Here is a 15,343-nt window from a genome sequence, read left to right as displayed (position 1 = left end):
TATTTTCGGCGCAGCTAAGAAAGCACTTCTGGTTTATGCCGCAAATAGCCCTGACCATAGTCAATCTTTAGTGTTTGTAAAACGGTGAGTTCACGTTCGTTTTCAACAAATTCAGCAACCGTACTTATGCCTAAATCTCTTGCTAAGGCTGCAATTGAACGCACAATAGCTTGGTTTCCAAGCTTTTCATCAATACCACGAATAAATGAGCCGTCAATTTTGATCGTGTCCACTTGGATCTTCGATATATAAGCATACGAAGACATCCCCGTGCCAAAGTCATCGAGTGAAATATGACAGCCATAGCTACGAAGTTTGTCTAATAACTGACTCGCGACTTCAAAGTTTTTGATAACGTCAGATTCAGTTATTTCAAATCCAAGCTGCGCGTGATTCAAATTTGGGTGTTTAAACACCTCGTCAATAAACTTGATAAAATTAAGGTTAGATAGTGTTGAGCCAGCTAAGTTTACTGAGTATCTGTATTGATCCTCTGGATGCTTAGCTAGATAATCTATTAAGGTTGAAATCATATATTTATCGATATCAACCATCAGATGAAAGCGCTCCGCTGCTTTTAGAAAAAGTGCAGGTGGTAAAATTTTTCCATCGCTGCTTTGAATTCTGAACAGTATTTCAAAGTAGTTACTTTGCTGCTCGTCGTTAATAGGCTTAATCAACTGTTTAAACAACAAAATTCGATTTTCTGCTAGTGCTCGTTTGATACTTGCGACATTGCGCATTTCTTCTTGGCGTTTGAGAATACGGTTGTTCTCAGGTGAATAGAAAGTGATGTTGTCAGGGCCAAGGGATTTCGATTCCTGCAGGCTGGCGTACAATTTATTGAGTAAATTGTCTACGTTGGGCTCACGCTCTGATTGCATACAATAAGCACCGGCGTTTGCTGTTAAGCTGAGCGTAATATCATTCTGTTTGTATTCAAACGTACCGATCAACCTTTTTAAATAGTGAACTCGCTTAATAAGATATTTTTTGCTGGAGCTAAATAAAATTAGACCAAATGTGTCACTGCCAATACGACATATTGTCTCAGAATTGTCGATGGATTCTTTGAGAAGCTGGCCGAGTAATTTTAAGTAGTTATCGCCGCCTTCATTACCAAATGCTTCATTTATCAGCTTAAAGTTATTTATATCCACAATGATAATACTTGCGCTAGCTTTTCGCTTGACAAGATCCTTTAGCGAGTTAATGAATAGTTCGCGGTTGCCTAGTTCAGTTGCTTTGTCGAGTAAGTTTGCTTTCAGTAATTTTCCAGTTAAGCGAACTAAAATCCAGCAAAAAAGGACTTGAATGAGAATAAAGGCAGAGCCAAAAGCGAACGAATAGGCATTGAGTTTTTCTTTGAGTAGTTCTTTTTCCGAAAGAATTTCCCTACCTAGAACCTGAGTGATTTTGTCCAGCATCATAGTCGGATTTCTATCAATGCCACGTACAGCACGATCACCCACACTCGGGTCGTAACTGTTGTCCTGGAACAATGCAAGTGCTTTGTAATACTCGCTTAATATTTCGCGGTGTGAAGTTAAAAATGTTTTTGCTAAACCTTTGACTTCACTATTTTCCGAAATACTATAGTAAAGCTTTTCTGCTGCATTCTGCGTATTTTCAAATTCTTGAGCGAAGAGTAGGGCATATTTTTCTAGATCTTTTTCATTGCCACCACGTAGCAAAATATTCTTCCACTCTTGAACTTGTCGTTTAAAAAAATATTGTGTGCTGAGCGCGTTTTGTTCAGTTTTGTTTAACTTTTGTAGGTCGGCAGCATAAGACAGGTGGGTTTTTTCGTACACACTCAAAAAAACCAAGGCAAGGGCTGTTGTGATTGCAATAACAAGGAAGATCAGACCAAAATAAGTGAGTTTACGTTTTTTTACAAAAGTCATGTGAGTACATCAATTAATTACCTCACAAAGATTATCGACTTTTTTGCTGTGATAATTAGTCAATCTGCGCCAATCGAGCGCTTTTTATACTTAAGTTATAGGGAATGGTCTTGTTAAATCTTGGGATGCTAATACTACAACCGCGCAGTATTAGAATTCAAAGATAGGAAGCCTTGTTGAATAAGTACAAGGATATGCCTGCGATACTTCCAGACATACAGTGCATAACGATTCCGAGCGTGTTTCTGGCACTTGCGAGTAAAGCTATATCCATCAACGATTGAAGTATGAGTAGTATTACATAGACAGCTACCGCACCAGATAAAGCCAAAAGCGGAAGCGGCGGCATGGCGAATTTTTTTATTAGTAGAGTAGTGGTAATGAATGCCAAAAGAAAACCTAAAAATAGCACGGTGCCATAGCGAGGTGCTAGTCCTACAAAATCCGAAATATGCGTTTTTACTTGGTCGCGGAGCGTTATTTCAATACCGAGTGAAGAAAGTTCGGACAAAATGATTTGAGTGTGGAAAATACACGAAACTAAATAACCCACAGCGCTCGCTGCAAAAAACTTAAGTGCTGTGTTTAGTAAGATGTTTGGACGCATACTCATTGCTACCCTAATAATTGAATTGAGCTTCACTTGACTAATAGGGGCTTTCGACCTTTACTGGACACTAGAGGCTGTTTGTCGAAGATTGCTTGCTTTTATACCGCGCGGTGAGCACATAAACAACCATAATTTATGGATAAAATACAGAGTATTAGTCAAATGATTACGCTGAACGATAAAATCAGGTAAAATGCTGACCATATTAATTAATGTTACTTCGCACCCACGAGAGGTTTGAATGAGTTTATATTCAGAATACATGGATGAAATCGCTACTAGAAAACAGGAACTAGGATTGCACCCTAAGCCAATTGATAGCGCAGAACTTTTAGCAGAGATCATTGAGCAAATCAAAGATAAGGATAACGCCCATCGTAAAGATTCCCTGCACTTTTTCATCTATAACACTTTACCCGGCACTACCAGCGCTGCAGGTGTAAAAGCGGCGTTTTTGAAAGAAATCATTCTCGGTGAAAGTGTCGTCGAAGAGATTTCTTCAGAATTTGCCTTTGAACTATTATCGCATATGAAAGGTGGTCCATCTGTAGAAGTACTATTGGATCTAGCCTTAGGTGATGATGCTGATATCGCTGCTTCTGCGGCGGAGGTGCTCAAAACACAGGTATTTTTGTATGAAGCGGATACAGATCGCTTAGCCACTGCGTATAAAGATGGAAATAAAATTGCAATTGAAATACTCGAAAGTTATGCGAATGCAGAGTTTTTCACTTCCTTACCTGATATTGAAGAAAAAATAGACGTTGTCACCTATATTGCCGCTGAAGGTGATATTTCAACTGATTTGCTATCTCCGGGTAATCAGGCGCATTCTCGCTCTGACCGTGAATTACACGGGAAGTGTATGATTTCGCCAGAAGCGCAGCAAGAAATCCAAGCCTTGCAACAACAACACCCTGATAAGAAAGTCATGCTCATTGCAGAAAAGGGCACGATGGGTGTGGGCTCGTCTAGAATGTCGGGTGTAAACAACGTGGCTTTGTGGGCAGGTAAGCAGGCCAGCCCTTATGTACCTTTTGTCAACATTGCTCCGGTAGTGGCGGGTACAAATGGCATTTCACCCATTTTCTTAACGACTGTCGGCGTTACCGGTGGTATTGGTCTAGATTTGAAAAACTGGGTCAAAAAAGTTGATGAAAACGGCAATACCGTATTGAATGAAAATGGTGACCCAGTACTAGAAGAAAAATACTCAGTGGCAACGGGTACTGTATTGACTATCAATACAAAAGAAAAAATGCTTTACCAAGGTGACAAAGCGCTCGTTGATGTGTCTTCTGCATTTACACCGCAAAAAGTTGAATTTATGAAAGCTGGCGGTTCTTATGCCATTGTTTTCGGTAAAAAATTACAGAACTTTGCGGCAGAAACATTAGGTATCGAACCGCCTCTTGTGTTTGCTCCGTCAAAAGAAATTTCTCATGAAGGCCAAGGTTTGACTGCTGTTGAAAAAATATTCAACAAAAATGCCGTTGGCGTTTTATCCGACAAAGATCTACATGCGGGCTCGGATGTTCGAGTAAAAGTGAATATTGTTGGCTCACAAGACACAACGGGCTTGATGACTGCTCAAGAGCTGGAGTCTATGGCGGCAACAGTTATCTCTCCTAGTGTTGATGGCGCTTATCAGTCTGGTTGTCACACCGCATCCGTTTGGGACAAAAAGGCTCAGGCGAATATTCCCAAGTTGATGTCATTCATGAATAAATTCGGTTTGATAACCGCCCGTGATCCTAAAGGCGTATATCATGCAATGACCGATGTTATCCATAAAGTACTTAACGATATTACGGTGGATGATTGGGCGATAATCATCGGCGGTGACTCTCATACCAGAATGTCTAAAGGTGTGGCTTTTGGTGCTGACTCAGGCACAGTGGCATTAGCGCTCGCGACTGGTGAAGCGTCAATGCCGATCCCCGAGTCTGTCAAAGTGACCTTTAAAGGTAATATGAAGTCGCACATGGACTTCAGGGATGTTGTTCACGCGACTCAAGCGCAAATGCTTAAAAAGTTTGGTGAAAACGTATTCCAAGGCCGTGTAATTGAAGTACACATTGGTACTTTGATGGCAGACCAAGCTTTTACTTTCACGGACTGGACTGCAGAGATGAAGGCAAAAGCCTCTATTTGTATTTCAGAAGATGAGACCTTAATTAAATCTTTAGAGCTTTCTAAGAGCCGCATCCAAATAATGATTGATAAAGGGATGGACAACGAGGCACAAACACTCCGTGGTTTGATTGAGTTGGCTGACAAGCGTATTCATGAAATTCAGAGCGGCGAAAACCCAGCTCTTGCACCCGACGATAACGCCGAGTACTTTGCTGAATTGGTCGTTGATTTAGACCAAATTGACGAGCCGATGATTGCTGACCCAGATGTCAATAACGAAGACGTATCTAAGCGTTACACGCATGACACAATTCGACCAGTATCATATTACAAAGGTGAGAAAACGGTTGATCTTGGGTTTGTTGGCTCTTGTATGGTGCATAAAGGTGACATGAAAATCATTTCACAAATGCTTAAAAATTTAGAAGAGCAAGACGGTAAAGTTGAATTTAAAGCGCCACTTGTGATCGCGCCACCAACATACAACATTGTGGATGAGCTGAAGGCCGAGGGTGATTGGGACGTCCTGAAAAAATACTCAGGCTTTGAGTTTGATGACGATAAGCCTAAAGGTACCGCCAGAACTAAATATGAAAATATTATGTACTTGGAGAGACCCGGATGTAATCTTTGTATGGGTAATCAGGAAAAAGCTGAAAAAGGAGACACCGTGTTGGCTACGTCAACTCGTTTGTTCCAAGGTCGTGTTGTTGAAGATGCCGAGGACAAAAAAGGTGAATCATTATTAGCTTCTACACCTGTCGTTGTTTTATCTACGATATTAGGTCGCACGCCTAGTATTGATGAGTACAAGAATGCAGTTAGAGGTATTAACTTGACTGATTTTGCTCCACCAACAGAAGAGCTCACTTCCCAGTCAAAATATGTGGCTAATGTACCGGTAAAATCACTTTAATTCGGTGTAAACTTCTACTAATGTTAAAAGCCCGCTTACAAATAGCGGGTTTTTTTATTGCTTCACACAAATAGCTGTGCTTCCATAATCGCATCCCTTTGCTCATTGCTGGCTTTGCAAATACTCAACAAGGAGAAAAGCATTAAACACCTTTTTTTCGTCCTTACAGCCTCAGTTTTGCTGATAAGCAGCAGAGTGAGTGCAGTCGAATACATACTTGAACCTGTGCTGTCTGAGATACCCTTGTCTAGCTCCCTGTCAGTGTTGCCCTCTGGCGATATTGTCATTGTTCATAAAAAGGGTGGCTTGACTCTGCTATCTTCGCAAGTCGTGGCAGAGACCAACAGTACACTTAAATTTTCTAAAAATAGTATGATTAACTTAGTGCCGGATGATTTATATGTATCGAGACAAGGTGGTTTAATTGCGTTTGTAGCACATCCAAATTACGAAAAGAATGGTTGGCTGTATTTGAGTTACGCGGCAGGCACTGCTAACAAGAACTTTTTAAAAATAGTACGGTTTAGGCTGAACAATAATACTGTCACAGATCAAGCGTCGATTTTTCGTGTGGCGCAAGACAAAGATACGCCAGTTCATTTTGGTGGAAAAATGGCTTTTAGTCTACAAGGCCATCTCTTAGTCACAAGCGGAGACGGTTTTGATTACCGCGAAAAAGCTCAGGTACTCAGCAATCAACTGGGCAAAGTATTAAGAATGAGTGATACAGGTGAGGCTCTAATCGAAAACCCCTATTATGTTGGAAGCACAGCGCATCCTGATACCCCCAAAAATTATGTGTTTACACTAGGACACAGAAACCCTCAAGCCTTACTTGTGCGTAGTGACGGCGTCATCGTTTCAAATGAACATGGGCCTAAAGGTGGAGACGAAATCAATGTGCTTGAAGCAGGGGTTAATTATGGCTGGCCTGTTGTTACAAATGGTACTGACTATATCGGCGCGAGCATTTCGCCCTTCAAAAACTACAAGGGCATGCGTTTGCCAAACTATGATTGGACACCTTCCATTGCTCCGTCGAGTATGGTGTTTTATGAGGGAGGCAAGTTTCCTGAGTTGCGCAATCACTACTTAATTACTTCACTAAAATTAAAAAACATTTACTTGGTCACTAAGGACTTTACATCCGGACATCAAGCCACCTTGTTTAGTGCGCCTCAAACACGCTTGAGAGATATTGCCGTTTTACCATCCGGTGACTTGATTGTCTTAAGCGATGGTGAAAATGCGACACTTTCAGTCTTAAAGAAGCGCTAAACCCCTGATATTAGATCACCCACGCCGTGTTATTGTACTTAAAAGCTCCCCCCCCTGTTTTGTCGCAAAACCTCTGCGAGCTTTTAAGTACAATAACAACGTGTAGATGATCTAGAGCAAAGCAATATTCGCCATTCATTTTTACTCGCTAGGGCGCTATAATTCGCGGTCATCGGATGGTTTAGGGCGGCATGATGAAGAATATTAATCTACTGACACTACTTGTTCAGCGAAGCGCGAATGTAGCGCTATTGACCATGTGTTGTTTATGCGCTTTCTCAGTTTCAGCTTTGGAAGAAGGTAAAAATACTCAGTCTGCTGAAGATTTAGTTAGTTTATCGATTAACAACATCAGTATTGAGGTGGAATATGCCGATGAGGCGCACGAACGCCAACTGGGGTTAATGTTCAGAAAAGAAATGTGTGCCGATTGCGGCATGTTGTTTAAATTTGATCAGATTCGGTATGCAAGTATGTGGATGAAAAACACATACATCCCTTTGGACGTTGCTTATATCAACGCTTTTGGAAAAATTACGGACATAAAAGCCATGGAGCCCGAAAATTTAAGCTCAATACAATCATCAGTCCCGATACTCTATGCACTAGAAATGAACCAAGGATGGTTTGAAAGCAAGGGAATAAGCGTTGGGGATATAGTTGTTTTGCCCTTGGACGTAAGACAAGACAGCCTCTAATTTGGGAGAACATTACCTATGCAACAAGCAATAAATGTTGCGAAGTTTGGTGGCACTAGTGTTGCCAATTACGATGCGATAAAAAACTGTGCATCCATTGTTATCAATAAGCAAAATACTCGCGTGGTAGTGGTGAGTGCCGCTGCTGGCGTAACCAATGAGCTAGTCTTACTCGCGAATACAGCGCTCAGAACAGAGCAAATTACCGAGGTAGTAGAGAAAATTCGGGTGATTGAATTTTCGATACTGAATAGTTTAAAAGATCCAAGCGAAGTCGAAGATAAACTCTTTAGCCTTTTGGAGGAGCTTGACACCATTGCTCGACACGAAGAGCTTAACTTTAGGGACGACTTAAAAGACGAGTTAATGTCTATGGGTGAAAGGATGTCGTCATTGCTGGTCGCGGCGATTTTAAGAGAAATGGATTGCCCAGCCATTAACTTCGACGTAAGAAAAATTTTACGCACAGATAGCAAGTTTACTCAAGCCGCTCCAGATATTCAGGCAATTCGTTTACTTGCGGGGCAGCTACTTAGGCCTGAAATTGATGGTGCAGTTGTTGTCACTCAAGGCTTTGTTGGTGCTGATGAGCAGGGGAGAACAACTACCTTAGGACGCGGAGGCTCTGACTTTACTGCAGCTTTACTTGCAGAAGCCCTAGGTGCGGATACATGTGAAATATGGACGGATGTCATCGGTGTATATACCACCGATCCACGCATCACAGACAAAGCTAGGCCTTTACCTGAATTGAGCTTTGAAGAAGCAGCAGAAATGGCGACTTTTGGTGCAAAGGTTTTACATCCTGCGACAATGGAACCTGCACTTCGTCAAAACATAAACGTGTTTGTCGGCTCCAGTAAGGAACCTGAAAAAGGTGGTACGTGGATCAAACAAAGCTGTGAGCATGAGCCCCCGTTCAGAGCATTAACACGTCGCAGAGAGCAGGTGTTGGTAACCGTTAAGACTCCGAAAATGATGTATGCACAAGGTTTTCTAGAGCGGGTGTTTAAGATTATCGCAAAAAATAAGTTGAGTGTCGATTTGGTGACTACTTCTGAAATTGCCGTTTCTTTTACACTCGACAATCCTGCAAATTCGATTTCAGAAAGAATAAACAAAGAAACACTTACTGAGTTGAGCACCATTTGTGAAGTCAATGTAGAAGAAGGCTTGGATGTTGTAACGGTTGTCGGCAATAATATGCACAGCTCAGCAGGGGTATCATCCAAGGTATTTGCGGCGATATCCGACTTTAACTTACGGATGATTTGCTTTGGTGCAAACGTCCACAACTTATCTTTTGTTGTTTCTGATAAAGACAGCGCAGATGTAGTAAGAGTGCTACATCAGGCATTGTTTGAATAAATGCGTACTCCCGCGGAAATTGCGGGAGTCACGGACATTAACATCAAACCCTAAATTGGCTTATAGACTCTTGCAGTTCTTCGGCCAGTTTAGCTACTTCTGCACTTGACTCGGCCGTTTGCTTAGCGCCTACTGTAGTATGCTCTGCTATACCGACAATGTTTTCTAACCGTTCACTGATTTGTGCAGATACGGAGTGCTGCTCTTTTGCTGCTTCTTCAATCCGCGCGCTGACTTCATAGGCCCTATGCACAGCTTCAGTAATTTGATCGAGAGCCTCTCCTGCTTTTTCAGTTTGCTCGACACATGCAATCGTCTGTTCCTTGCCTTGATTCATTGCAGTCACCGCTTTTTCAGCCCCAGCCTGTAGCACCTCAATCATGGCATTGATTTCTTGCGTAGATTCCTGAGTTCGGCTTGCGAGTGTTCTAACTTCATCTGCGACAACAGCAAAACCTCGCCCTTGCTCACCTGCACGCGCAGCCTCGATTGCAGCGTTTAGCGCAAGCAGATTGGTTTGATCAGCAACACCTCTTATCACGTCTAGAATACCGCCAATACTAGCGCTGTCTTGATGAAGTTTATTGATGACGTCTGCTGCCTGTTCAACCTCTGCGGCAAGTGCCTGAATGGTCGATTTATTATCAGCAGATATAAGCTTCACTTTTTCAGCTTCGGCGTCAGCAGCTTTTATCTCTATGAGCGTATCATCAGCATTTTTTGTTACCAGTTCTGAAGTGGTATGCATTTCAGTCGTTGCGGTGGCAATCTGAGATATTTGAGATTTTTGATCTTCAATTGAAGAAGTTGTTTCCAACGTAATGGTAGAAGTCTGACCCGAGGCTGCAGCTAGTTGATCTGCGCGTTGGTTGATAACGTGGATCAAGTCCTTGAGGTTACCGATCAGGTGATTACAATTACGCGAAAGCTCACCAAATTCGTCTTTTGAAGAGTCATCCAAGCGATGTGTAAGGTCACCAGATGAGGCTATTTTCAGCAGTTCGTTGACTTGCGCCAAAGGTCGAGTGATCGCTGTTACACTAAAGTACCCTATGCCGCCTGCAAGAATAAACGAAACAATAACAACCACAATTGTAGTCGTTGTGCTGCTGGAGATTTGTTGGCTCACGCTCTCTTTGATATCAGTGGCTTTTTTGTCCGCCATCGTGTTCAAAGCGTCAAGTTCAGCGATTGCTTCGGTAATCTTTACATCTGCATTTTCTAAAGCGCGTTCAGAAGCAATGACACTGTTTAGCTCGTTCATTTTTAGTGCTAACAAGCCGTCACTCGCTCTTATACTTTCGAGTAATTGAGACACTAGTTCGCCGACTTCCTCGATAGTACCTGAATCGTCTTCCCCATTTGCCGCCGTTTCCATTTCGGAAAAGCGTTGCTCGATTTGATCGACCACTATGGTCACGTCTTTACTTCGGATTTCGGCGCGCTGCAGCATATCTGCTTTTATATAATCTGATGCTGCAGTGATAATGGATAACATACTTGATTCAAGTGTGTTTCCAATTTCGGCAGCATTCGACAAAGCAGTAGAGCCAGATATTTCATCCGAATCACTAAAGTCTAGTAGGAGTGTTGAGGCATCGTCAGCGTAATCTTCTAAATTACTAATAATATCACTCAAACTTGCTCGCAAATCAATTGCACTTAGATGTGCAGAAAACATGTCGTTGTTAGTCGTGATATATTGCTCGTAAAGACCGTCTAGGCGGTTTACAGATGTGCGCAAGCTTTCATCGTTTTTAACCACTTCTCTCAAGTCGTTTAACGCTGCGTCAAAGTTTTCTTTGCTCTGATTCAGTGCTTTTTGGTTTTTTACGACGTCTTCACGATTGCTGCTAACAAAGCCTTCAAATGATAAGCGTCCCATGTTCAGAAATGCCGCTTTTAACGTCGAACTCCCTGAAACAGTTGGTAGCGCTAGTTGACTTACTTCTTCAGAAGCATTTCCTACTTTATTTAAACCACTGGTTGACACAAAGCCTAAAACAAGCAGAAGAACACTAATGACAGCAAAGCCACCGATAACTCTCATTGCCACCGTAATATTCATACATTCTCCCGTAACTTTCCATAATAGGTAAGGGTTTATTCCTAATTGCTTTATCGTCAGCGATCGTTGGAACTTAAGCGGGATATTGAATTAATTGATTATTTTCTAGGCATAATAGTGTCAGCGTGTTTCCCCAAACGTAACCTGTATCAAGAGCAAACAGTTGATGTTTATGATCTTTGCTCAATTTAACGTCGCCATTTAACGATGCCCAATGGCCAAATATTATGCGGTGTTTATTTGTCAATTTGGGATTAGTAAAGTAAAACCAAGGGAGAAGATCTTTTGAAGAATAACGAGGGTGGCACTTATGGTCAAATTCTAGACTAAGATCTCGGCGTAAATAGCGCATCCGCGTCATGGCATTCACAATGAAGCGCTTTCTGTCTGCATCTGTATTTTCTTTACACCATAAGTCAGGTTTGTTTCCATACATATTTTTTAGAAAATTTGGTGCGTCATCACTATTGAGATGTGAACACACATTTTCAGAGTGTTTTAGCGCTTCTTTGATTGACCAGCTTGGATACAAGCCAGCATGAGTAATCAGTGTTTTTTTTGCTGGTTTAAGTGCCAATGGACGGCATTTTAACCAATCAATCAGAGAATCAAAATGCTTGCTTTGCAGAAGAGATTGAAGTTTGTCCTGTGGTTTGGCCTCTCTTATACCGTGAGCGACAGCAATTAAATGTAAATCGTGATTGCCCAGTACAGAGTCAAACGCATCTCCTAGGTCTCGGCAATACTCGAGTGTAGAAAGAGAGTCTGGTCCACGTGCAACGAGGTCACCAACAGCCCACAATTTATCAGTACTCGGATTGAAATTAGCTTTTTTTAATAGCCCTTTGAGCCCTTTGTAGCAGCCTTGAATATCTCCAACAACAAAGTTTCTCATCATCTAGCTCAGTGCAAGCTATTGGGGGTAGCCAAGCTGAAAACGGGGATGGGTGCGCGATACATCGATTTGTCAGGTAACTCAAATTCATAGTAGCCTTCCATTGTGCCGACCTGAGTTTTTAGCATCGAAGCACTGGTGTATGAGTAGCTTGTATTGGGCATAATAGTTGGTTGCTCACCCACGACCCCTTCGCCTTGTACCTCAACTTTTTCACCGTCTCCATTGGTGATTAGCCAATATCTATTTCTTAGTGTGACTTGTTCTTCACCAATGTTAGTTATCGAAACAGTATAACTAAACACAAATACTTGCTCTTCGGCACCTTGTTGTTGTCTACCTATAAATTTACTTTTTACTTCTATGGCTATTTTGTCCATGCTACTCCACTTTCGATATTTTGTTAGCCAAAGAACAGAATTCTCCTAAACTTAGCTCTTGCGCGCGTGCATCGGGTTGCACACCGATTTCTAGCATCGAATTGTCGTCGATCAGCTCTTTTAAGCTATTGCGCAATGTTTTACGGCGCTGATTAAACGCAGCGCTCACGACCCGTTGTAAGGTATTGATGCAACTTACCTTTGCGGGTGGATTTTTATGGGGGATCAATCGAATAATGGCTGATTCTACTTTTGGTGGAGGCTTAAAGGCTGTTGGCGGTACCATTAACACGGGCACGGTTTCACAATAGTATTGCGCCATGACTGACAAACGGCCATAAAGCTTGTCTCCGGGCCCTGCACACAAACGCTTTACGACTTCATACTGCAACATAAAATGCATATCTGCTATGTGTTCACAATGTTCAAAGAGGTGAAACATCAGAGGCGTTGAAATATTGTAAGGCAAGTTACCAAATACGCGCATTAACTGATTCGGCTTAGCTAAAGCAGAAAAGTCCACGCTAAGTGCGTCCGCTTCAATGATTGTTAATTTGTCTTGAATAAAGGGGTGCTGTCGCAGTCGTTGAGCTAAATCTCGATCTAGCTCAATGACAGTGAGTTCCGAGATAGATTCAGCAACGGGCTCTGTCAAGGCGCCTAAACCTGGGCCAATTTCAATTAAAAACTCGCCTTCTCGCGGATTGATAGATGAAACAATTTGATCGATGATGTATTCATCATGCAGAAAATTTTGCCCAAATCGTTTTCTGGCTGTGTGCCCTAGATGTGATTTACTCAAGCTTTTTTCTTCGCTAATTTAATGGCCTTTTTAATTGCTCTTTCCATACTGCCGCTGTCGACATTTCCAGTCCCTGCAAGGTCAGTTGCAGTGCCGTGGTCGACAGAGGTTCTGATAAAGGGTAAGCCTAGTGTGATATTGACCGAATTCCCAAAACCTTTGAACTTTAGCACGGGCAAGCCTTGGTCGTGGTACATGGCAAGAACTGCGTCTGCCTTATCTAAATACTTGGTCTGAAAAATCGTGTCGGCCGGCAAAGGACCAACTAAGTTTAAACCTTGTTCACGAAGTCGATCTAATGTGGGTGTAATAACCATGATCTCTTCACTACCTAAATGTCCGTCTTCTCCAGCATGTGGATTCAAACCACATACATAAATAGTTGGTTCAGGAATACCAAATTTAAGTTTTAGATCTGTATTCATTATACGGATTACTTTTTCGATTCTTTCTGGGGTAATTGCCTTAGATACGTAAGCAAGAGGAATATGTGTCGTCGCGAGGCAGACACGCAAGCCATCTGTAGCCAACATCATCACTACGTCTGCCGTATTCGATTGTTGTGCAAAAAACTCTGTGTGGCCACTAAAAGAGACGCCTGCTTTATTAATCGTACCTTTGTGCACTGGGCCAGTCACAACTGCATCAAAATGCCCAAGCATATTTTGCTCACAGGCTTGGCGTAGGGTTTCGACTACGTATTGTCCATTTTCTGCATTGAGTTGGCCTACCTCGACTGGGCTAGCGGTAGGTATATGTTTAACCAGCATTTGCCCAGGAGCTTGCACGAGATCAGGATTGTCGTCAAAAGAAATAATCTCAAGAGGTACATTGAGGGCGCTAGCACGTTCCGCCATCATCTCCTTATCTGCAAAAATTACCAATTGCGCATCCCAAGAGCGCTGCGCCAGTTGGATTGACAAGTCAGGGCCGATTCCGGCAGGTTCACCTGGTGTAACGGCTAAACGAATTGGCGTGGTCATGCTAATCCTTATGAATCCAAAACTTCAATATAGGCTTGATTGCGCATTTCGCGTAGCCAAGTATCGGTTTCTTCTTGGAATTTTCGATTGTAGAGTAATTGATACGCACGATCTTCTTTGCGCTTTTCTGTAGCATCTTGTACACGTCTGTCGATAAGCTGAATTAAATGCCAGCCATGTTCACTTCTTACTGGCATACTGTATTCGTCTTTTTCTAAAGCCGCTAGAGCGTTTTTAAATTCGGGGACATACATTTCTGGGTCAGCCCACCCTAACTCGCCGCCTTTTAGGGCTGAACCTGGGTCTTCGGAATGCTCTTTTGCCAATTCAGCAAAATCTGCTTCGCCACTTATTAAGTCTTCTCTAAATTTTAATAGCAATTCTTCTGCTTTGGCATCACTTAAAATAATTGAGGGGGGCACGAGTATGTGGCGAGCGTTCACTTCTTCTACTTCTACCAGCTCTACCCCTCTAGTATCTAATACTTTTAGAATATGGAACCCTGCACCAGAGCGGATAGGTCCAACAAGCTCATCTTTTTTCTTTGATTGTACGGCCTCAGCAAAAAGCGTTGGCATAGAATTGATATTCTTCCATCCCATATCACCGCCGTCTAGCGCTTCAGCACCAGATGATGAGCCTATAGCCATTTTTGCAAAATCGGAGCCGGTGTTTAACAATTCGATGATTCTGTCTGCGCGTTGCCTAGCTGCACTGACTTCATCTTCAGTCGCCCCACCTGGAATACCCACCAAAATATGTCCAAGGCGGTATTCAGCTTGGGCATTACCTTGTTCTTCAATTAAACCAATTAAGTTAGTTACTTCTTGTGGTGAAATATACACGCGACGTCTGACGTTTGCGCGTCTCACTTCACCGGTAATCAGTTCTTTTCGTATTTGTTCGCGATAAACTTCATAAGCAATACCTTGTGCCGCAAGTTCTCTGCGCAATTGTGCTACGTTTGCCCCTTCGCCTTGGGCAATACGCTCGATAGTTTGATCAAGCTGGGGATCGCTAACTTGAATCCCCATTTTTTCCGCCATTTGGGATTGTAAGCTTTCTAAAATCAGGCGCTCCGTTGCTTGGGTGCGCAATGCTCTCTCCGATGGCAGGGTTTGCCCTTGCGCGAGCGCGTTTGCTTTTACGCTCTCTACCAAATCTGTTATTTCACTCTCTAAAATCACCCCTTGATCAACAATCACGGCGACTTTGTCTAGTAACTCTTTTGCAGAAACTAAATTTGCACTTGCTAATAAAGACAAGCTCAAACATACAGTGCGTATTATATTATTCATAACC

At 42.4% G+C, this 15,343-nt stretch carries 12 protein-coding genes; 4 read left to right on the top strand and 8 right to left on the bottom strand.

The window, feature by feature from the left end; all coding sequences use genetic code 11:
- Positions 1-14: 14 nt before the first annotated feature.
- Together ACFOHL_RS11310 and ACFOHL_RS11305 are read right to left on the bottom strand one after the other, a co-directional pair.
- The gene (locus ACFOHL_RS11310; protein ID WP_376920341.1) at positions 15-1,907 is read right to left on the bottom strand and encodes an EAL domain-containing protein; all 1,893 of its coding nucleotides are present in this window, start codon (positions 1,905-1,907) and stop codon (positions 15-17) included.
- Between the two features lie 157 nt (positions 1,908-2,064).
- Positions 2,065-2,514 carry a hypothetical protein gene (locus ACFOHL_RS11305; protein ID WP_376920340.1) on the bottom strand — a complete coding sequence of 150 codons (450 nt, stop codon included), beginning with the start codon at positions 2,512-2,514 and terminating at the stop codon, positions 2,065-2,067.
- Positions 2,515-2,758: 244 nt separating this feature from the next.
- Here ACFOHL_RS11305 and ACFOHL_RS11300 point away from each other — a divergent pair, with 244 nt between their 5' ends.
- From ACFOHL_RS11300 to lysC, 4 genes are all read left to right on the top strand, one after another.
- Positions 2,759-5,569 (top strand): bifunctional aconitate hydratase 2/2-methylisocitrate dehydratase, encoded by a 2,811-nt coding sequence (locus ACFOHL_RS11300; protein ID WP_376920339.1) that lies wholly within the window; start codon positions 2,759-2,761, stop codon positions 5,567-5,569.
- Between the two features lie 195 nt (positions 5,570-5,764).
- Positions 5,765-6,847, top strand: coding sequence for a PQQ-dependent sugar dehydrogenase (locus ACFOHL_RS11295; RefSeq protein ID WP_376920338.1), 1,083 nt, complete (start codon positions 5,765-5,767; stop codon positions 6,845-6,847).
- 191 nt (positions 6,848-7,038) lie between these two features.
- Positions 7,039-7,545, top strand: coding sequence for a DUF192 domain-containing protein (locus tag ACFOHL_RS11290; protein ID WP_376920337.1), 507 nt, complete (start codon positions 7,039-7,041; stop codon positions 7,543-7,545).
- A gap of 18 nt (positions 7,546-7,563) precedes the next feature.
- A complete protein-coding gene (gene lysC / locus ACFOHL_RS11285; RefSeq protein ID WP_376920336.1) occupies positions 7,564-8,913 on the top strand; it encodes a lysine-sensitive aspartokinase 3 in 1,350 nt (449 codons plus the stop codon).
- Between the two features lie 43 nt (positions 8,914-8,956).
- Here the strand turns inward: lysC and ACFOHL_RS11280 are convergent, their stop codons facing one another.
- The 6 genes from ACFOHL_RS11280 to surA form a co-directional block, all read right to left on the bottom strand.
- Positions 8,957-10,981: a HAMP domain-containing methyl-accepting chemotaxis protein gene (locus ACFOHL_RS11280; RefSeq protein WP_376920335.1), complete on the bottom strand. Its 2,025-nt coding sequence runs from the start codon at positions 10,979-10,981 to the stop codon at positions 8,957-8,959.
- Between the two features lie 73 nt (positions 10,982-11,054).
- A complete protein-coding gene (locus ACFOHL_RS11275; RefSeq protein ID WP_376920334.1) occupies positions 11,055-11,879 on the bottom strand; it encodes a symmetrical bis(5'-nucleosyl)-tetraphosphatase in 825 nt (274 codons plus the stop codon).
- 5 nt (positions 11,880-11,884) lie between these two features.
- On the bottom strand, positions 11,885-12,256 hold the full coding sequence (apaG, locus tag ACFOHL_RS11270) for a Co2+/Mg2+ efflux protein ApaG (RefSeq protein WP_376920333.1): 372 nt from the start codon (positions 12,254-12,256) through the stop codon (positions 11,885-11,887).
- Position 12,257: 1 nt separating this feature from the next.
- The gene (gene rsmA / locus ACFOHL_RS11265; RefSeq protein ID WP_376920332.1) at positions 12,258-13,058 is read right to left on the bottom strand and encodes a 16S rRNA (adenine(1518)-N(6)/adenine(1519)-N(6))-dimethyltransferase RsmA; all 801 of its coding nucleotides are present in this window, start codon (positions 13,056-13,058) and stop codon (positions 12,258-12,260) included.
- Entirely contained in the window at positions 13,055-14,041 is a 987-nt protein-coding gene (pdxA, locus tag ACFOHL_RS11260) for a 4-hydroxythreonine-4-phosphate dehydrogenase PdxA (protein WP_376920331.1), read from the bottom strand. The genes rsmA and pdxA overlap by 4 nt, the downstream gene beginning before the upstream one ends.
- 8 nt (positions 14,042-14,049) lie before the next feature.
- On the bottom strand, positions 14,050-15,339 hold the full coding sequence (gene surA / locus ACFOHL_RS11255) for a peptidylprolyl isomerase SurA (protein ID WP_376920330.1): 1,290 nt from the start codon (positions 15,337-15,339) through the stop codon (positions 14,050-14,052).
- Positions 15,340-15,343 lie beyond the last annotated feature (4 nt).

Origin of the sequence: Agaribacter flavus (assembly GCF_042646125.1) — a bacterium.
Classification (GTDB): domain Bacteria; phylum Pseudomonadota; class Gammaproteobacteria; order Enterobacterales; family Alteromonadaceae; genus Glaciecola; species Glaciecola flavus.
This window is presented reverse-complemented; position numbering and strand designations above follow the sequence as displayed.

What these genes read in the sequence shown, in the direction of transcription:
- ACFOHL_RS11310 (WP_376920341.1), bottom strand. Translation starts at nt 1,907, where the DNA reads ATGACTTTTGTAAAAAAACGTAAACTCACTTATTTTGGTCTGATCTTC.
- ACFOHL_RS11305 (WP_376920340.1), bottom strand. Translation starts at nt 2,514, where the DNA reads ATGCGTCCAAACATCTTACTAAACACAGCACTTAAGTTTTTTGCAGCG.
- ACFOHL_RS11300 (WP_376920339.1), top strand. Translation starts at nt 2,759, where the DNA reads ATGAGTTTATATTCAGAATACATGGATGAAATCGCTACTAGAAAACAG.
- ACFOHL_RS11290 (WP_376920337.1), top strand. Translation starts at nt 7,039, where the DNA reads ATGATGAAGAATATTAATCTACTGACACTACTTGTTCAGCGAAGCGCG.
- lysC (WP_376920336.1), top strand. Translation starts at nt 7,564, where the DNA reads ATGCAACAAGCAATAAATGTTGCGAAGTTTGGTGGCACTAGTGTTGCC.
- ACFOHL_RS11280 (WP_376920335.1), bottom strand. Translation starts at nt 10,981, where the DNA reads ATGAATATTACGGTGGCAATGAGAGTTATCGGTGGCTTTGCTGTCATT.
- ACFOHL_RS11275 (WP_376920334.1), bottom strand. Translation starts at nt 11,879, where the DNA reads ATGATGAGAAACTTTGTTGTTGGAGATATTCAAGGCTGCTACAAAGGG.
- apaG (WP_376920333.1), bottom strand. Translation starts at nt 12,256, where the DNA reads ATGGACAAAATAGCCATAGAAGTAAAAAGTAAATTTATAGGTAGACAA.
- pdxA (WP_376920331.1), bottom strand. Translation starts at nt 14,041, where the DNA reads ATGACCACGCCAATTCGTTTAGCCGTTACACCAGGTGAACCTGCCGGA.
- surA (WP_376920330.1), bottom strand. Translation starts at nt 15,339, where the DNA reads ATGAATAATATAATACGCACTGTATGTTTGAGCTTGTCTTTATTAGCA.